Origin of the sequence: Tepidamorphus sp. 3E244 (assembly GCF_046159835.1) — a bacterium.
GTDB lineage: Bacteria > Pseudomonadota > Alphaproteobacteria > Rhizobiales > Tepidamorphaceae > JACKJK01.
On the sequence record NZ_JBJXCY010000002.1, the window covers coordinates 1,140,099 to 1,157,510 of the forward strand.

19 protein-coding genes and 1 pseudogene are annotated in these 17,412 nt (G+C 64.7%); 10 read left to right on the forward strand and 10 right to left on the reverse strand.

Translation table 11 applies throughout. From position 1 onward, the window contains the following. Nucleotides 1-9: 9 nt before the first annotated feature. Complete coding sequence (locus tag ACKTEK_RS14110) at nucleotides 10-1,068, reverse strand: MaoC family dehydratase (RefSeq protein WP_409165930.1); 1,059 nt, start codon at nucleotides 1,066-1,068, stop codon at nucleotides 10-12. Next, nucleotides 1,065-1,946 carry an HpcH/HpaI aldolase/citrate lyase family protein gene (locus ACKTEK_RS14115; RefSeq protein WP_409165931.1) on the reverse strand — a complete coding sequence of 294 codons (882 nt, stop codon included), beginning with the start codon at nucleotides 1,944-1,946 and terminating at the stop codon, nucleotides 1,065-1,067. The genes ACKTEK_RS14110 and ACKTEK_RS14115 overlap by 4 nt, the downstream gene beginning before the upstream one ends. A 114-nt stretch (nucleotides 1,947-2,060) precedes the next feature. Between ACKTEK_RS14115 and pdxY the strand changes: the two genes are divergently transcribed. From pdxY to ACKTEK_RS14135, 4 genes are all read left to right on the forward strand, one after another. Continuing rightward, complete coding sequence (gene pdxY / locus ACKTEK_RS14120) at nucleotides 2,061-2,909, forward strand: pyridoxal kinase (RefSeq protein ID WP_409165932.1); 849 nt, start codon at nucleotides 2,061-2,063, stop codon at nucleotides 2,907-2,909. Nucleotides 2,910-2,919: 10 nt separating this feature from the next. Beyond that, a complete protein-coding gene (locus ACKTEK_RS14125) occupies nucleotides 2,920-3,663 on the forward strand; it encodes a DUF429 domain-containing protein (RefSeq protein WP_409165933.1) in 744 nt (247 codons plus the stop codon). Between the two features lie 69 nt (nucleotides 3,664-3,732). Continuing rightward, on the forward strand, nucleotides 3,733-4,389 hold the full coding sequence (locus ACKTEK_RS14130; protein WP_409165934.1) for a carbonic anhydrase: 657 nt from the start codon (nucleotides 3,733-3,735) through the stop codon (nucleotides 4,387-4,389). A gap of 4 nt (nucleotides 4,390-4,393) precedes the next feature. Then, nucleotides 4,394-5,761 (forward strand): glycosyltransferase family 4 protein, encoded by a 1,368-nt coding sequence (locus ACKTEK_RS14135; protein ID WP_409165935.1) that lies wholly within the window; start codon nucleotides 4,394-4,396, stop codon nucleotides 5,759-5,761. A gap of 18 nt (nucleotides 5,762-5,779) precedes the next feature. On the opposite strand, the gene ACKTEK_RS14140 is transcribed toward ACKTEK_RS14135, so the two are convergent. The 3 genes from ACKTEK_RS14140 to ACKTEK_RS14150 form a co-directional block, all read right to left on the reverse strand. Beyond that, nucleotides 5,780-6,820, reverse strand: a complete 1,041-nt coding sequence (locus tag ACKTEK_RS14140) for an aspartate-semialdehyde dehydrogenase (protein WP_409165936.1) — start codon at nucleotides 6,818-6,820, stop codon at nucleotides 5,780-5,782. 267 nt (nucleotides 6,821-7,087) lie between these two features. Continuing rightward, nucleotides 7,088-7,477, reverse strand: a complete 390-nt coding sequence (locus ACKTEK_RS14145; protein WP_409165937.1) for a bleomycin resistance protein — start codon at nucleotides 7,475-7,477, stop codon at nucleotides 7,088-7,090. 87 nt (nucleotides 7,478-7,564) lie between these two features. After that, nucleotides 7,565-8,182, reverse strand: a complete 618-nt coding sequence (locus ACKTEK_RS14150) for a TetR/AcrR family transcriptional regulator (protein WP_409165938.1) — start codon at nucleotides 8,180-8,182, stop codon at nucleotides 7,565-7,567. A 192-nt stretch (nucleotides 8,183-8,374) separates the two neighbouring features. On the opposite strand from ACKTEK_RS14150, the gene ACKTEK_RS14155 reads away from it, so the two are divergent. Further along, on the forward strand, nucleotides 8,375-9,346 hold the full coding sequence (locus ACKTEK_RS14155) for a homocysteine S-methyltransferase family protein (protein ID WP_409165939.1): 972 nt from the start codon (nucleotides 8,375-8,377) through the stop codon (nucleotides 9,344-9,346). Between the two features lie 92 nt (nucleotides 9,347-9,438). On the opposite strand, the gene leuB is transcribed toward ACKTEK_RS14155, so the two are convergent. After that, nucleotides 9,439-10,548 carry a 3-isopropylmalate dehydrogenase gene (gene leuB / locus ACKTEK_RS14160; protein ID WP_409165940.1) on the reverse strand — a complete coding sequence of 370 codons (1,110 nt, stop codon included), beginning with the start codon at nucleotides 10,546-10,548 and terminating at the stop codon, nucleotides 9,439-9,441. 160 nt (nucleotides 10,549-10,708) lie between these two features. On the opposite strand from leuB, the gene ACKTEK_RS14165 reads away from it, so the two are divergent. The 4 genes from ACKTEK_RS14165 to ACKTEK_RS14180 all read left to right on the forward strand — a co-directional run bounded on the left by ACKTEK_RS14165 (nucleotide 10,709) and on the right by ACKTEK_RS14180 (nucleotide 12,720). Further along, a complete protein-coding gene (locus ACKTEK_RS14165; RefSeq protein WP_409165941.1) occupies nucleotides 10,709-10,954 on the forward strand; it encodes a hypothetical protein in 246 nt (81 codons plus the stop codon). Between the two features lie 26 nt (nucleotides 10,955-10,980). Further along, nucleotides 10,981-11,409 (forward strand): metallopeptidase family protein, encoded by a 429-nt coding sequence (locus ACKTEK_RS14170; RefSeq protein WP_409165942.1) that lies wholly within the window; start codon nucleotides 10,981-10,983, stop codon nucleotides 11,407-11,409. Between the two features lie 101 nt (nucleotides 11,410-11,510). Further along, entirely contained in the window at nucleotides 11,511-12,116 is a 606-nt protein-coding gene (gene leuD, locus ACKTEK_RS14175) for a 3-isopropylmalate dehydratase small subunit (protein ID WP_409165943.1), read from the forward strand. Nucleotides 12,117-12,411: 295 nt separating this feature from the next. Next, entirely contained in the window at nucleotides 12,412-12,720 is a 309-nt protein-coding gene (locus tag ACKTEK_RS14180) for a hypothetical protein (protein ID WP_409165944.1), read from the forward strand. Nucleotides 12,721-12,805: 85 nt separating this feature from the next. Here the strand turns inward: ACKTEK_RS14180 and leuC are convergent, their stop codons facing one another. Continuing rightward, nucleotides 12,806-14,218: a 3-isopropylmalate dehydratase large subunit gene (gene leuC, locus ACKTEK_RS14185; RefSeq protein WP_409165945.1), complete on the reverse strand. Its 1,413-nt coding sequence runs from the start codon at nucleotides 14,216-14,218 to the stop codon at nucleotides 12,806-12,808. A 64-nt stretch (nucleotides 14,219-14,282) separates the two neighbouring features. On the opposite strand from leuC, the gene ACKTEK_RS14190 reads away from it, so the two are divergent. Further along, entirely contained in the window at nucleotides 14,283-15,068 is a 786-nt protein-coding gene (locus ACKTEK_RS14190) for a phosphodiester glycosidase family protein (protein WP_409165946.1), read from the forward strand. 383 nt (nucleotides 15,069-15,451) lie between these two features. Here ACKTEK_RS14190 and rplS read toward each other — a convergent pair. From rplS to rimM, 3 genes and pseudogenes are all read right to left on the reverse strand, one after another. Next, a pseudogene (gene rplS, locus ACKTEK_RS14195) lies at nucleotides 15,452-15,853 on the reverse strand (50S ribosomal protein L19); the annotation flags it as partial. Between the two features lie 260 nt (nucleotides 15,854-16,113). Beyond that, complete coding sequence (gene trmD / locus ACKTEK_RS14200) at nucleotides 16,114-16,821, reverse strand: tRNA (guanosine(37)-N1)-methyltransferase TrmD (protein WP_409165947.1); 708 nt, start codon at nucleotides 16,819-16,821, stop codon at nucleotides 16,114-16,116. Then, entirely contained in the window at nucleotides 16,818-17,408 is a 591-nt protein-coding gene (gene rimM / locus ACKTEK_RS14205) for a ribosome maturation factor RimM (RefSeq protein ID WP_409165948.1), read from the reverse strand. The genes trmD and rimM overlap by 4 nt, the downstream gene beginning before the upstream one ends. Nucleotides 17,409-17,412 lie beyond the last annotated feature (4 nt).

The following is a 17,412-nucleotide window of genomic DNA, read 5'->3' on the forward strand; positions in this document are numbered from 1 at the left end:
ACGCGCGCCTCAGCCGCGACGCGGCATCAGAACCCAGTAGTCGAGGTCGAGCACGACGCTTGCGTCGTAGCTCGTCCCCTCGGCGAAGAGCGGGAAATCCGCACACGAACGGTTCTTCACGCCCACGGAGCGCACGCGCAGTGCGCCCGTCCCTTCCCGGCCCGCCAGTTCCTGCGCGTCGGTGATTTCCGACCACGCGTAGATCGTGTCACCGGCAAAGGCCGGGTTGACGTGTCGCCCGCCGTTGACTGCGGCGAAGTGGAACGCGTTGCCGAGGCCGTTGAAGGTAATCGACCGCACCATCGAGATGACGTGCCCGCCATAGACCAGCCTGCGCCCGAAGCGGCCCTGGCCCTCCGTGTGCTGGTTGAAGTGGACCTTCGCGGTGTTCTGGTAGAGCCGGGTCGCAAGCTGGTGCTCGGCCTCCTCGATGGTGAAGCCGTCGACGTGGTCGATATGCTCGCCGACCTTGTAATCCTCGAAGAAGTGCGGCGAACCCGAAAGGTCGGCGTTCCATTCCGTCGCCTCGATGAACGGCACGGCATCGCCAAGCTGTTCCGGCGTCAGTGCAGCCGGCAGCGTCGGCACCACGGCTTCCGGCGCGGGCGAGGCCGCCGCGCGCTTTCGCACCAGCACCCAGCGCACGTATTCCAGCACCGGCTCGTCGTCCTGGTTGAACCCGCGCGAGGAAACATAGACGATGCCGCTGTCGCCCTTCGACGTTTCCTTCACGCCGATGACCCTGGACACCGCATGCAGCGTGTCGCCGGGATAGACCGGCTGCAGGAACCGCATCCCCGCGTAGCCGAGATTGGCGATGGCGTTGAGCGAGATGTCCGGCACCGTCTTGCCGAAGACGATGTGGAAGACCAGCAGGTCGTCCACCGGCGAGCGCTCGTAGCCGATCGACTGCGCGAAGCTGTCGGCGGACTGCACCGCGAACCGCCCGCCGTAGAGCGCAGTGTAGAGCGCGACGTCGCCGGTCGTCACCGTGCGCGGCGTGGCATGGAAGATCTCCATGTCGACGTGGAAATCCTCGAAGAAATTGCCGGAATTGGTCTTGGTCATGCTGCCCCTCCACGGCCCGAAATGGCCTCGGCAAGCTGCACGGTTCGCTTCGCCATGTCGGCGTGCATGCGCTCCACCATGCGCCCGTTGAGATTGATCGCGCCCTTGCCGGCGTTTTCGGGCTGTTCGAAGGCCTCGATCACCGTGCGCGCATCGGCGACTTCCGCCTCGCTCGGCGCGAAGATGCAGTTGGCCGCAGCAATCTGCCCAGGATGGATCAGCGTCTTGCCGTCCATGCCGAAATCGCGCCCATGCTCGCATTCCGCGATCAGCCCGTCCTCGTCCTTGAAGTCGTTGTAGACCCCGTCGATGATCGACAGACCGTGGGCGCAGGCCGCCGCCACGCAGATCGAAAGCCAGCCGACCATGCCGCGCCGCCCGTTGTCCAGCCGCGCGCCGGTTTCCTTGGCAAGGTCGTTGGTGCCCATCACAAAGCAGGAAAGCCGCGCGCTGCCCTCCTTCGCTGTGGCAGCGACTTCGCCGGCATTCAGCATGCCCAGCGGCGTTTCCATCATCGCCCAGAGTTTGATGCTCCTGGGCGCATGGCCCATGTGGCCGGTCAGCGTGAAGATGTCTGACGCCGACGAGACCTTCGGCGCGAGGATCGCGTCGGGCGCAGCGTCCACCGCTGCGGCGAGGTCGTCGCGCCCCCACGCAGTGTCCAGCCCGTTGATGCGGATCACCAGTTCGCGGTGGCCGTATCCGCCTGCCTTCACAGCCTCGCAGACCTGGCTTCGCGCGATCTCCTTGGCATCCGGCGCGACCGCGTCCTCGAGGTCGAGGATCAGCGCATCGGCATCCAGCGTCTTTGCCTTTTCCAGCGCGCGGGCGTTGGAACCGGGCATGTAGAGCACGCTGCGGCGGGGTCGGATCGACATCGAGGTCTCCTTGCTTGGTGAGAGGCTGCAGAGTGGCAGGTGGCGGACCGGCGGCAAACCTAGTCGCCGCCTTGGACCTGTGCCAGTGTCCTTTTGACTAGAATCGGGGCGCTGATGTCTTTTCCCGTCGCAATTGTCGTCAATTCCTTCGTGTCCAGAGGCCGCGTCGGCGGGCGCGGGCAGACGTTCGCGCTCGAACGCCTCGGCATCGAGCCGTGGTTCGTGCCGACGGTGGTCCTGCCCTTCCATCCCGGCCACGGCACGGCGACCCGCGTCGAAACCGCTGACGCCGATTTCGCCGGCGTGGTCGACGACCTCATCGCGCGCGGGCTGGAGGGCGTCTCCACCCTGCTGACCGGCTATCTTGGCTCCACCGCGCAAATGCCGCACCTGCTGCGGCTCATCGAGGCGGTGCGCAAGGCGAACCCGGACGTCACCATCTGCTGCGATCCGGTGATCGGCGATGCCAACGGTCTCTACGTGAACGAGGCACTGGCGCTTTCGATCCTCGAAAACCTCGTGCCCGCCGCCGATATCCTCACGCCGAACCGGTTTGAACTCTCGTGGCTGACCGGCCACCCCGTCACCACCAACACGCAGATCCTGGAAGCGGTTGCCGCCTTGCAGGCGCCCGGCGTCCTCGTCACCTCCGCCCACGCCATGATGCGCGGCAACATGGCCAACCTGCTCGTCAGCGGGTCGCGGGCCTGGCTGGCGGAAGCAAGCGCCATTGACCACCCGCCCCACGGCACCGGCGACCTGATGGCGGCGCTTTTTGCCGGCGGGATTGCCCATGGCATGGAGCTGGATGCCGCACTGTCGCGCGCCACCGCCGCAGTTCACGACGTGCTGGCCTTCACCGGGCCGGGGGCTGAGGAAATCGCGCTCGTTGCCGGACAGGACCGGCTGACCGGCCCCCGCGTGCCCGTCTCCCTTCGCACGCTCGCCATGGTCCGTGCATGAGTGACCGGGAATGAGTGACGGGCCGCGATGGGTCGCGGGCGTCGACGGCTGCCCATCGGGGTGGATCTGCGCGCTGCTGCGCATCGTGGATGGCAGGCCGGTGGATGGACAGCTGCAACTGGTAGAGGATTTCGCAGCCGTGCTGGCCCTGGAGCCCTCGCCTGAGATCATCGCCATTGACATGCCCATCGGCCTGCCCGACCGCACGACGACGGGCGGCAGGCCACCGGAACGTTCCGTGCGTCCCCTGCTTGGCCAGCGCCAGTCCAGCGTCTTCGGCATCCCGTCGCGCGCGGCCGTCTTCGCCGATGATTACGCGGGTGCCTGCCGTTTGGCGCAGGAAACGTCCGAGCCGTCCCGCAAGGTCTCCAAGCAGGCGTTTCACATCTTCCCGAAGATCCGCGAGATCGACGCGCTGATGACGCCCGCCCTGCAGGCCCGCGTCTTCGAATGCCACCCGGAGGCCGCCTTCATGCAGGCCAATGGCGGCCCCGTTCCCGTGCCGAAGAAAATCGCCGGACGCGTGAACCCGCCGGGCATCGCATGGCGCATCGCGCTGCTGGCAGAGGTCGGGCTGCCAAAATCCATGTTTGCGGGCGGGATGTCGACAACCGGCAGATACGCGATGGACGATCTCGCCGATGCCGCGGCCTGCGCGCTCACCGCATGGCGCATCCTTGGAGGCCGCGCGGTGCGCTTTCCGAAAGACCCCGTGCACGATGGGCACGGCCTCGATATGGCGATCTGGGCATGATCGCGTTGCCTGAAACCCCGTAACGCTTTAAATCCGCGCAAGGCGACGCGCAAAGCACGAGGCACATCCATGAAATCCATGCCGCAATCCCTGCTGGAGGGCTACGTCTCCTTCAAGTACGGCCGCCTGCGCACGGAACGCGCCCGCTACCACGACCTGGCGGCGAGGGGTCAGAAGCCGGAAACGATGATTATCGGCTGCTGCGACAGCCGCGCGGCCCCGGAAACGATCTTCGATGCGATCCCCGGCGAGCTGTTCGTGGTTCGCAACGTGGCCAACCTTGTCCCGCCCTACGAACCCGACAACGAGTACCACTCGACGTCCGCTGCACTGGAATTCGCGGTGCAGGCCCTGAAGGTGAAGAACATCGTGGTGCTCGGCCATGCCCGCTGTGGCGGCATCGCGGCATCGCTGCAGGATTCCCCCGAACCGCTCTCGCCGGGCGATTTCATCGGCAAGTGGATCTCGCTCACCGAAAATGCCCGCAAGGACCTGGAAGGCCGGGACGTGCCGGCGGACAAGCGCATCGAGACCATGGAAATGATCTCGATCCAGCACTCCATCCAGAACCTGCGCTCCTTCCCCTGCATCCGCATCCAGGAAGAACGCGGCAAGATCGAACTGCACGGCGCCTATTTCGACATCGAGAGCGGCGCCCTGTCGTGGCTTGACCGGGAAACCGGCTGGTTCCGTCCCGTCGAGGTGGACCTCAAGCTGGTCGAGTAGGCGCGTGCCGGACCGCCCGCGCATCTGGATCGACGCCATCGGGGTGCTGTCGTGGGAAAAGCCGCGCGTCACCGGCATCCAGCGCGTCGAGGCGACCCTGCTGAGCGAGGCGCTGTCGGGCCGGCACCCGGACGTGGGCATCGCGGTCTATTCCCGCCTCAGCAACGAGTGGATGCCGCTGTCGGCCGCCTCTGTGCGTTACCTGAAGTCCTTCATCGATCTGAAGCTGACGGGGTCAGACGACACGCTGCCGGACGTGCCCTGGCGCGTCACGCTCGCGCAGCTGGCCCATTCACCAAGCAGTAAGCCGCGCTACGAACTTGCCGCGCGCATCGCGGGACGGTCGTCCGGCCTCGTCTATCAGATCACGAAAGGCGCCTTGCGCACCGGTCTATCGATCGCAAAGCCGCTCGCGCGCGCGACGGCCACGTTCGCGCGCTGGACGGGCACGTCCCGCTGCCTGCTAGAGGGGGCAAGTAACACGGTTCTGCTGTCCTATTGCGGCCCGATCAGCGTGGAGCAATCAAAGGTTCTTGCCCGGCGCAAGGCCAGGCTGTGCCATATCTTCTACGACCTCATCCCCATCGACTACGCGCATTGGTACGGCGCAATTCTGGAAGACGGATTCGAGCACTATGTGCGCACCATCGTCGCGCAGCACGAGCGCATCTTCGCGATTTCCGAGTTCAGCTGCGACAGGCTGCGCGACTGGGCCCGCGAACAGGGCTTGCGTTCACCGGACGTGGTCGCTGTCCCGCTTGGTGACATCATGGCGATGCCCGATAGCGCCGACCCACAGCCCGTCGAAATGCTGGAGGGGAAGCGGTTCGCGGTCTTCTGTTCCACCATCGAGCCGCGCAAGAACCACCTGACGCTGGTGCGCGCATGGGAAAAGCTGGCGCGGGAAAGAGGGTTGGAAGGCCTGCCGCACCTGGTCTTCGTTGGTCATTACGGCTGGCTCTACGAGGAGGCGAAGCAGGCAATCGAGGAAAGCCCCGCTGCCGCGCGCATTCATCTCCTTGCGAACCTGCCGGACGAACAGCTCGCCTGGGCCTATCGCAACGCCATGATCGGGCTGTTTCCTTCCGTGGTCGAAGGCTGGGGCCTTGGCGTTTCGGAAAGCCTCGTGAACGGCCTGCCCGTCCTGATCTCCGATGCAGCATCGCTGAACGAGGCGGCACAGGGCCTGATGCCGGTGATCCCGGCTTGCGACGTGGATGGATGGGCAGAAGAGATCGCCCGTCTTCTGGACGATCCGGACGCGCTGTCCGATTTGGGCACGCGCGTCGCGGACTACCGGCCAAGGCCCGGAAACGAATATGCCGGCGAGATCCTCGCCGGCATACGTTCGTTGCAATCTGGTCCGCGCTGAGGCGGCAGACTTTTTCGCTCAGGCGGCCTTCTTCTGCATCAGCCCGCGATTGATGAGCGTCTCGGCGATCTGGACTGTGTTGAGCGCCGCGCCCTTGCGCAGGTTGTCGGAGACGACCCAAAGCGCCAGCCCGTTTTCAACGGTTGCATCCTCGCGAATACGCGACACGAAGGTCGCGAAATCGCCGACACACTCGACCGGGGTGATGTATCCGCCGTCCTCGGGCTTGTCGATGACCATGAGGCCCGGTGCCTCGCGCAGGATGTCGCGAGCCTCGTCCGCCGTCACCGGCTTTTCGAACTCGATGTTCACCGCCTCGGCGTGGCCGACAAACACCGGCACGCGCACGCAGGTCGCGGTGAGCTTGATCTTGGGATCGAGGATCTTTTTCGTCTCTGCCGTCATCTTCCACTCTTCCTTGGTGAAGCCGTCTTCCATGAAGACGTCGATGTGGGGAATGACGTTGAAGGCGATCTGCTTGGTGAACTTCTGCGGCTCCGGACCCTGCGCGACGAAGATGCCCTTCGTCTGGTTCCACAGCTCGTCAATGCCGTCCTTGCCCGCGCCGGAAACCGACTGGTAGGTCGAGCAGACGACGCGCTTGATGCCGAATGCGTCGTGCAGCGGCTTCAGCGCCACCACCAACTGGGCGGTCGAGCAGTTGGGATTGGCAATGATGCCGCGCCTGTTTTTCTTGGCCATGTAGCCTTCGAGCACGTCGGCATTCACCTCCGGCACGATCAGCGGCACGTCGGAATCGTAGCGGAAGAACGACGAGTTATCGATCACGATGGCGCCGGCCTTGGCGATCTTCGGGCCCCATTCCTTCGACACCGCGGAGCCGGCAGACATCAGCGCGAAGTCGACGCCCGTGAAGTCGAACTGCTCGAGGTCCTTGCACTTCAGGACCTGGTCTCCGTAGGAGATTTCCGTGCCCTGCGAGCGGCGCGATGCGAGTGCGTGGATTTCATCGGCGGGAAACTCCCGCTCGGCGAGGATGTTCAGCATTTCCCGGCCCACATTGCCGGTGGCGCCGACGACGGCAACCTTGTAACCCATGGGTTAGCTCCAAAAATTTCGTGTTGGTCTTGAGACCCGTGATCCAACCGCCCACTTCGCGACCGCCTTGGCGGTCATGGCGCCCCTTGAACCGCGGGGCGGATTTGCGGGTGAGGGCGTTGAATCAGGCGCGCGTGGTGGCCGCGCCGGTTTTGGCCGGCGTTTTCGTCGTGACGGTGGTCTGTTTCGACGTGGCGTACATGCGCGAATTGCCCCTTTGCACCGCGCGATAAAGCGCAAAACGGGCCGAAAAGCAAGTTCGCCGGCTTAACCCACGGGCTCTCCGAAGAACATCAGCATCCCGTCCGGGTCCTTCACGTGGAACTCGCGCATACCGTATTCCTGCTCGAAGGGCGGGCGCACACGGCCCTTGGGCAGGCGCGACAGCCGCTTGCCGAGTTCCTTCCACAGCGCGTCCACGTCCGACACCTCCACGTAGACGGCGAGATTGTCCGCCGTGACGCGCAGAACCTCCTCGTCGTCGCAGGCCTGCAAGTGGATGTAGACCGGACCGCGATGCACCACGGCGACGGAATCGTCGTCGGCGTGAAACAGCGCTGTGAAGCCGAGCGTGACGACGTAGAAATCCACCGACTGCGCCACATCGCGCACCGGGACCATGGTCGCACCGTAGTGAAAGGTCGCTTCGGAACTCATGGGACGTGAATCTAGGGCCGCCGGGCGCTTTGTCTCTGCCCGTGCGGCATCGCGCCCGGATTCGATCGCGAGATGCGGTGGCTCTGCCTAGTGCGGCCCCGGCGCAAACAACAGCCGGATATAGGAGCGCAGAAGCAGCACTTGCTGGGCAAGAACCTTCGGCTCGCCGACCGCCTTCGACATGACGATGCCGCCCTCCACCGTGTTCGACACCATGTCGGCCACGTCGGCGAGGTCGACATCGTCGCGGGGGGGATAGCGCTCCGCGATCTCTTCGAGCGTTGCAAGGAACCGCGCGCGCCACGACAGCACACCGTTGCGATTGAGCTCGCGCACCTGTGCGTCGAACATCCGCTCCGCGTAGCAGATCGTCGCGACGAGGCAGCCGGGATGGCCGTTGGGCATGTCGCCCAGCATCTCCGACAACAGCTTCAGGCCGATCAGGAAGGCATGCAGCGGATCGTCATGCAGCTCGCTCGCGCGCCCGAACAGGTCGTCGAGGATCCGCGTCTCGGTATCGAGGTGCCGCTCCAGCAGGGCGCGGGCAAGCTCGTTCTTGTCCTTGAAGTGGTAGAAGAAGCCGCTCTTGGTCATGCCGGCCTCGGCGATGATCTCGTCGATCGAAGTTGCGCCGAAGCCTTTCGACAGCACCCCGGCCTCGGCAATGTCGAGCAGCCGCTCGCGTGTGCTCTCGCCCTTGCGCATCGATTTCCGTCCCGAATTTACCGTACCGTGAGTAAGGTTTTTACGCCGCTTTCGCGGTCCAATCCAAGTTGCATTTGACAAGTCATTGAGATTTCAGGCGAATTTTTCCCGCACTTTCCGCACCATGTCGCCGCTACCGGTTTGCGGGCCGCATCGCCATCTTCCGTCCACCGAAAACGAAAGGATGGAAAAATGGCACACGCAACACACGCCAAACACCGCAACGCCCTGCCGCAGCTTGGCGAGACCAGGCTGCTCACCGATGGCGGGCTTGAAACCACGCTGATCTTTCTCGACGGGATGGAGCTGCCCTGCTTCGCCTCGTTCGACCTGCTGCGTACGGCCAAGGGCAAGGCACACCTGGAAGCCTACTACCGCCGCTACGCCGAGCTTGCCGCTGAGAAGGGCGTGGGCTTCGTGCTCGACAGCCCCACCTGGCGCGCCAGCAGCGACTGGGGCAAGAAGCTCGGCTACAGCGCCGATGCGCTCGATGCGATCAACCGCGAGGCGATCCAGATGCTTCTGGCCCTGCGCGAGCGCTTCGAGGCACCCGGCCGACCGCATGTCGTGAGCGGCAATATCGGCCCGCGCGGTGACGGATACAGCCCGGACTTCCTGATGACCGAGCGCGAGGCCCGCGACTACCACACGACCCAGATCCGTGCCTTTGCCGAGGAGGGCGCCGACATGGTCACTGCCATGACCATGACCCACACAGGCGAAGCCGCAGGCGTTGCGTCGGCGTCCGCGCAAGCGGGTCTGCCGGTCGCCATCTCCTTCACGGTGGAGACGGACGGCCGCCTGCCAACGGGCCAGGAACTGGGTGAGGCGATTGCCGAGACGGACGCGCTCAGCCTCAAGGTGCCGACCTACTACATGATCAACTGCGCCCACCCGGACCATTTCCGTGACGCGGTTTCGCGCGGTGAGGACTGGACGAAGCGCATTCGCGGCGTGCGCGCCAATGCCTCGCGCATGAGCCACGCGGAACTCGACAATGCCGAGGAACTCGACGACGGCAATCCGCTGGAGTTCGGCCGCGAGCATGGCGAACTGCTGGCCCTGCTGCCCAACCTGCGGGTCTTCGGCGGCTGCTGCGGCACCGACGACAGGCACGTCAACGCGATCGCGGACAATTGCTGCCACCATCGCAAGGCTGCCTGAGGCACTTCAGGCACCTGAAAAAGGCAACGGCCGGGCCGCTTCACGCGGCCCGGCCGTTCTTTGTCGGTCGTGACATTTCGCCGTGAGCGAAATCAGCCGAGCTTTTCAAGCTCCGCAATGATCGTGTCGGTCATTTCCTTGGTGCCCATCGCGTTGCCGCCGTCGGCAATGTCGCCGGTGCGCGCGCCGGTGTCCAGCGCGTTGGCAATCGCCTTGTCGAGCATGTCGGCTTCCTCGATCATGTTGAACGAATAGCGCATGCACATGCCGAAACTGGCGATCATGGCGATCGGGTTGGCGGCGCCCTTGCCGGCAATGTCCGGCGCGGACCCGTGCACCGGCTCGTACAGCGAGTAGCGCTTGCCGGTCTTCTCGTCCGGGGAGCCGAGCGAGGCGGACGGCAGCATGCCGAGCGAACCCGTCAGCATGGCCGCGACATCCGACAGCAGGTCGCCGAACAGGTTGTCGGTGACGATCACGTCGAACTGCTTGGGCTGACGCACCAGCTGCATGCCGCCGGCATCGGCCAGCATGTGCTCGAGCTTCACGTCGCTGTAGCCCTCGTTGGCGTGGACGTTTGTGACGACTTCCTTCCAGAGCACCCCGGAGCGCATCACGTTGTGCTTTTCCATCGAGGTCACCTTGTTGGAGCGCGTGCGCGCCAGCTCGAAGGCGACCCGCGCGATGCGGGCGATTTCCGGCGTCGTGTAGACCTGGGTGTCGACGGCGCGCTTGTCACCGTTCTCCAGCGTCACGATTTCCTTCGGCTCGCCGAAATAGGTGCCACCGGTCAACTCGCGCAGGATCAGGATGTCGAGACCCTGGACCAGCTCTTCCTTCAGCGCCGAGGCCTTGGCCAGCGCCGGGTAGCAGATCGCCGGGCGCAGGTTGGCGAACAGGTCGAGATCCTTGCGCAGGCGCAGGAGGCCTGCTTCCGGGCGGTGCTCGTAGGGCACGTCGTCCCACTTCGGGCCGCCCACGGCGCCCAGCAGGATCGCGTCGGCGTCGAACGCCTTGCCGACCGTATCGTCGCTGATCGCCTTGCCGTGCGCGTCATAGGCGCAACCGCCGACGAGATCGTTCTCGGTTTCGAACTTCGTGGTCCCCTGTTGAGAGAACCAGCCGATCACGCGCTCGGCAGCACCGCAGACTTCGGGGCCGATGCCGTCGCCCGGCAGGAGGAGGATGTTCTGGCTTGCCATGTCCGGTCCGTATCTTCTGTTGGAATTTCGGTGCGGATGCCTAGCCCTGCGCGGCAGGCTTGGCAAGCGCGGGCGCGCGATCAAGCTCTCTTGCCCCGCAGTTAACGCAATTGCGCACCGGTGCTTGCCGGGGCATGGCCCCCCGCCTTATCTACCTGTCATGAGCACGGACCCCAGAGACGAAAAGCGCCGGCAGGAGGCGCTCCGCGACCTCGAACGCGTCAATGAGAGCGCCGAGGTGATCGGCACCAGCGCGTTTCGGCGCGCCGCGAAGCATTTCAGCGCCGAGGATGCCACGAAGGACGACTGGGCCGAACTCTGGGGCAAGCGCATCGGCCGGGGACTTTCCCTGCTGATCGTGCTGTTCCTTATCTACCACCTCGTCACGACCTACGTTTTGCGCTGAACCGCGCACGCAACCCTCGAGGACAGATGGCCACGCTCGACCGCGGAAACCGATGGACGAACCTTGCCGCGCCCAGTCTCGATGATTTCGAGATTCTGGCGGGGGAGGCCTATGTCCGGCTTCCAAACAATTTCCGGGAGCTTTCCGGCGCGATCGTCTTCCGAATCGCCGATTTTCCCGACGACGAGGTCCTGGAGGATCTCGGTCTTGAGTCCGCCTACGACCTGCTTGGCCTGTTCCAGGGCATCGGCATGTCGGAAGCCTCCTCCTCGCCGATGACCGGCCAGCCGCCCAACCAGATCTGGCTCTATCGCCGCCCCATCCTCGACTACTGGGCGGAATACGAGGATTCACTCGGCGACATCATCACCCATGTGCTGGTTCACGAGATCGGCCACCATTTCGGACTGAGCGATTCCGACATGGAGCATATCGAGATGGCCGCCGCGCCGTGATCGCAGGTCCTTTGCGCGGACAATGGAAGTTGAAATTCCCGCGCCACCTGCGTATTCACGGCTGACTTTCTAGCACCAGCTTCCAGCCACGGGTTCAGATCATGGAAAAGTTCACGACGCTTACCGGTGTCGCCGCGCCGCTGCCGATCACCAATATCGACACCGACATGATCATCCCCAAGCAGTACCTGAAGACCATTGAGCGCACGGGCCTCGGCACGGGCCTGTTTTCGGAAATGCGCTACAACGACGATGGCTCTGTGAACGAGGATTTCATCCTCAACCACCCGGCCTACAAGGACGCCAGGATCATCGTCGCGGGCGACAATTTCGGCTGCGGCTCCAGCCGCGAGCACGCCCCCTGGGCGCTGCTCGACTACGGCATCCGCTGCGTGATCTCCACCAGCTTCGCCGACATCTTCTACAACAACTGCTTCAAGAACGGCATTCTGCCCATCCAGGTCTCGCCCGAAGACCACGTAAAGCTGATGGACGATGCCGAGCGTGGCGCCAACGCCACCATGACCGTCGACCTGGAAGCGCAGGAAGTGCGCGGCCCCGACGGTGGCGCGATCTCCTTCCAGATCGATCCGTTCCGCAAGCATTGCCTGCTGAACGGCCTCGACGATATCGGCCTGACCATGGAGAAGGCGCCGAAGATCGACAGCTACGAGGCCAAGCTCGAAGCCGAGCGCCCTTGGGCCTGATCTATTGGGCCTGAACCGGTCAGCCTGACCCGGCCGGTTTTCACCCTCTCAGAAGATGCGAATTCGCAGGGGCGCAGCCGCGCCCTTGCACCCGCGTGCCTTCGTTCCCACATCGAATGAAGCAGGTTCGCGGTCATGGCCAACCTGCCTTCCGCGCTTGCCTCCCCACATGAACCGAGAATGAACGGCCCAATCAGGGAGCGTTCACGCACGCCCTGCCATTGTCCCTGTCATGACGTGACGCGTTACCCCGACGATCAACCCCGCGCCACGACAGGAAACAGGAGACAAAGCCATGCGCAAGTTTGTAATGCCGATTATGGCCGCCGCTTTCCTCGCCATCGCGGGAACCGCAGCCATGCCCAACACCGCCAATGCCGGATCCGTCAGTGTCGGGATCCAGGGCAACGGCTTCGGGATCTACTACAATGACGGCGACCGCAATCGTGGCGGCCACCGCCGCCACTACCGCGCCCGCCGCTCGTGCGAGCCGATCTACCGCACCCAGCGCCACTGGACGCGCCATGGCTGGAAGCGGATGCGGGTTCACGTCGGCTACCACTGCGACCGTATTCCGCGCGGCTACCGCGGTCACCGTCGCTAAGACCCGCGGCGCCTGAATACAAAAGACCCCGGAGATCGTCTCTCCGGGGTCTTTTTCGTTTGCAGTCTTGTTTGCGCGCGATGCGTCAGCCCTTCGGCCACTCGCGTACGTCGACGAAGTGCCCGGCAATCGCCGCTGCCGCCGCCATCGCCGGCGAGACGAGATGCGTACGGCCCTTGTAGCCCTGGCGACCCTCGAAATTGCGGTTCGAGGTCGAGGCGCAGCGCTCGCCCGGCTTCAGCTTGTCGGCGTTCATGGCAAGGCACATGGAGCAGCCCGGCTCGCGCCAGTCGAAGCCCGCGGCCTTGAAGATCTTGTCGAGGCCCTCGGCTTCCGCCTGTTCCTTCACGAGGCCGGAACCGGGAACGATCATCGCTTCCAGCGCCTCGTTGACCTTGCGGCCCTCGACGATGCTGGCAACCGCGCGCAAGTCCTCGATCCGGCCATTGGTGCACGACCCGATGAAGATCTTGTCGAGCTTGATGTCGGTGACCTTTTCGCCGCCGGTCAGGCCCATATAGGCGAGTGAGCGTTCCGCCGCCTTGCGCTTGTTGGCATCACTGATCTCGCCCGGGCTCGGCACGCGACCGGCGACCGAGATCACCTGTTCCGGGCTGGTGCCCCAGCTGACGATCGGCGGCAGGCTGGCGGCATCGAGCTTTATCTCGACGTCGAATTCCGCGCCCTCGTCGCTCGGCAGCGTCTCCCAGTAGGCGCGCGCCATGTCCCACGCGGTGCCCTTGGGGCTGCGCGGACGGTCCTTGATGTATTCGTAGGTCTTCTCGTCGGGCGCGATCATGCCGGCGCGCGCGCCACCCTCGATGGACATGTTGCAGACCGTCATCCGGCCTTCCATCGACAGCGCGCGGATGGCTTCGCCCGCATATTCCATCACGTGGCCGGTGCCGCCTGCGGTCCCGATCTCGCCGATGATGGCGAGGATGATGTCCTTCGCGGTCACTCCGTCCGGCAGCGTGCCGTCGACGGAGACCAGCATGTTCTTGGCCTTCTTCTGGATGAGCGTCTGGGTGGCGAGCACATGCTCGACCTCTGACGTGCCGATGCCATGGGCCAGCGCGCCAAACGCGCCATGGGTCGAGGTGTGGCTGTCGCCGCACACGATGGTCGTTCCCGGCAGGGTGAAACCCTGTTCCGGCCCGATGATGTGGACGATACCCTGGCGCTTGTCGCGCTCGTCGTAATACTCGATGCCGAATTCGCCCGCGTTCTTGGCGAGCGTATCCACCTGCAGTGCGGATTCCGGATCGTCGATGCCCTTCGAGCGGTCAGTCGTCGGCACGTTGTGGTCTACGACGGCGAGCGTCTTCTGCGGCGCGTGAACCTTGCGGTTTGCCATGCGCAGCCCCTCGAAGGCCTGCGGGCTGGTCACTTCATGGACAAGATGCCGGTCGATATAAAGAAGGCAGGTGCCGTCAGGCTGTTCGTCCACCAGGTGATCGTCCCAGATCTTGTCATAGAGGGTGCGCGGCGCACTCATGTCGTCCATTCTCCCCAAAATTTAGGAAATGCCGTTGAACCGCAGGATATGGAGCCAACCGGCCATGCAGGTCAAGTTCGCACAGCCATGCGCGACACTGCCCGCAACACTTGTGCTCGCCGCGATTGCTGCAGCAGCCCTGCTCGCCGGTCCTTCGCCCGCCCGCGCGCAAACCCCCGTTGCCTGCGAAAAGATCGATCACAAGGCCATGACGGCGCTGGTCTGCCGCGTGGACATGGCAAGCGCCGACCTGCGCCTGTTCCTCAACAAGCCGAGCGGCAACCCCTTCGGCGGCTTCGGGCCGCTGCGCCGCGAACTGGAGACGCGCGGCAAGTCGCTCGTCTTTGCGATGAACGGCGGCATGTACCACGAGGACCTGTCGCCGGTCGGGCTTTACGTGGAAGACGGCAAGCGGCTGAAGGAAGCCAACACCAACGCCGGGCCGGGCAATTTCCACATGCTGCCCAACGGCGTCTTCTGGTTTGGCGAGGGCAAGGCCGGCGTCACCGAGACGAAGGCCTTCGTGAAGTCTAGGCGCAAGCCGAGCTTTGCCACCCAGTCCGGTCCGATGCTGGTCATCGGCGGCAAGCTGCATCACCGCTTTCTGCCGGATTCAACCTCGCACAAGGTGCGCAACGGCGTCGGCGTGCGCGACGGCGGAAGGACAGCCGTCTTCGCGATCTCGCAACGGTCGGTCACATTCCACGATTTCGCGACGCTGTTCCGCGACAAGCTCGGCTGCAACGACGCGCTGTTCCTCGACGGCTCGATCTCGTCCATCTACGCGCCGCAGGCGGGCCGCATCGATTTCCTGTTTCCCATGGGCCCGATCATCGCGGTGGTCGAGTAGCCACGCGGAAGACAAGAACGCACCGAAACGAAAAAGGGCGGCCCCGAGGGACCGCCCTTTAAATTCTTTGGCGTTAAGGAAAACCGTTACGCGTCCTTGGACTCGTCGGCGTTCTCTTCGGCCTTCGCCGCAACTTCGTCCTGCGTGGCATCGGCGATGAACGTGCGCGCCTGGCCAACCCAGTCCTCACGCTCCATGCGACCCTTGAAGTCGAGCGCATCGTCGACCTTCGCCATGTCCTCGTCGGAGAAGTTGGCGATCTGCTCGTAGGTCTTGATGCCGAGCGCGTTCAGCTTGCCCTCGAGCACCTCGCCCACGCCGGAAATCTTCTTCAGATCGTCGGACTGGCCCTTCGGCGCATCGAACAGCGGGCCGGAAGAAGCAGCGGCGGCCGGCTTGGCGGCGTCCTTGCCCTTTCCGCGGTTGCGGTCCTGGCGCTCGGGGATACGAGCCGACTTGCCGCGACGGTCGCGCAGGTAATAGAGCTTCGCGCGGCGAACCTTGCCGCGGCGGATGACTTCGATCTGCTCGACGACCGGGGCATAGACCGGGAACACACGTTCCACGCCTTCGCCATAGGAAATCTTGCGGACGGTGAAGCTTTCGTTCAGGCCGCCGCCGGAACGCGCGATGCAGACGCCTTCATAGGCCTGCAGGCGCGAGCGCTGACCTTCAATGATGCGCACGTGGACACGAACCGTGTCGCCGGCGCGGAATTCGGGGATCGGGCGCTTTTCGGCAAGCGCGGCAGCCTGCTCGGCTTCGAGCTCCTGGATGATGTTCATCTGTCGTCACCAGTTTTGTTTTGCGCCGCCCATTGGTTCCGGCCGTTCCAACCGAAGCGCCTTGAAGCCACTTCGATGACGGGCGGGACATAGCATCGCCGCGTATGTTGTCTTTGTGAGCCGGCACTGCCGGTTCCGATATTGGCCGTTTTCAGCGCAAACGCATTCGCACCGAGGGCCGACCGACCTTTCGGAAAGCGCGCTCTATACAGCAAGTCCGGTGGACTTGTCGAGTGCCGCGAAGCCTTCAATTCCGCGACTTAACTGCCGCGCTCAGGCGATCCGTCTCGCGCAGCCAGGTCCGGGCGGCGTTCGCGGGTATCAGCCAGCGCCCGCTCGGCCCGCCAGCGCTCCACCGCGCCGTGGTCGCCGGAGGTAAGAACGGCAGGAATCTCGACGTCTTCAAACACCTGCGGGCGGGTATATTGCGGGTATTCGAGCAGCCCGCCCTCGAAGCTTTCCTCGTGGCCGGAGGCTACCGCCCCCATCACGCCCGGCAGCAGCCGCACGCAGGCATCGAGCAACACCAGCGCGCCCATCTCGCCGCCCGACAGCACGTAGTCGCCGATGGAAACTTCCTCAAGGTCGCGCGCCGCCATGATGCGCTCGTCCATCCCCTCGAACCGCCCGCACAGGACGACGACGCCCGGCCCGGCGCTCAATTCGCGGACGCGGGCTTGGGTCAGTGGCCGCCCGCGCGGCGTCATCACCAGTCGCGGGCGCCGATCGCCTTGCGGCGAGGCCGCATCGATGGCGGCTGCCAGCACGTCGGCGCGCATTACCATGCCCGGACCGCCGCCCGACGGCGTGTCGTCCACCGCCCGGTGCTTGCCGATACCGAACTCGCGGATCTGCGTCGTCTCGCAGGTCCATGTGCCTGCGGTGAGCGCGCGGCCCGCCAGCGAAACACCGAGCGGACCGGGAAACATTTCCGGGTACAGCGTGAGTATGCTGGCCCGCCAGGTCATGCGGACCCCGCACCGGGCTTCTTTGCTTTCTCCGATGCCTTGGGCGAGCGCCGACGCTTGGGTCGGCGCGGCTCCGGCTTGTCGAAGAGGCCGGCCGGCGGATCGACGGTGACGTGGCCTGCCTCGATGTCGAGCTGCGGCACGATCTGCTGCGTGAAGGGCACCAGCACGCTTGGGCCGTCGGCCACCGCCACGTCGAGCAGATCACCTGCACCGAAATCGTGGATCGCGATGATCTCGCCCAGTTCCTTGCCGCTCGTGTCGACTGCCTTCAGCCCGATCAGGTCGGCGTGGAAGAAGCTGTCGTCGTCTTCCTCGTCGTCGGTCAGCGCATCGCGCTCGACGTAGAGCTTCACGCCCTTCGCGGCTTCCGCGGCATTGCGGTCGCGGATTTCCTTGAACGAGACGATCACCACCGTCTTGTCCGGGCGGATCGCCTCGACATGGAAAACCCGCCCGTCATCGCTGACGAGCGGGCCATAGTCTGCAATCGCGAGCGGATCGCCCGTGTGGCTCTTCACGCGAACATCGCCGCGCACGCCGTGCGGCGCGCCGATTTCGCCAACCAGAAGCCGCCCGGCGTCCACGTTC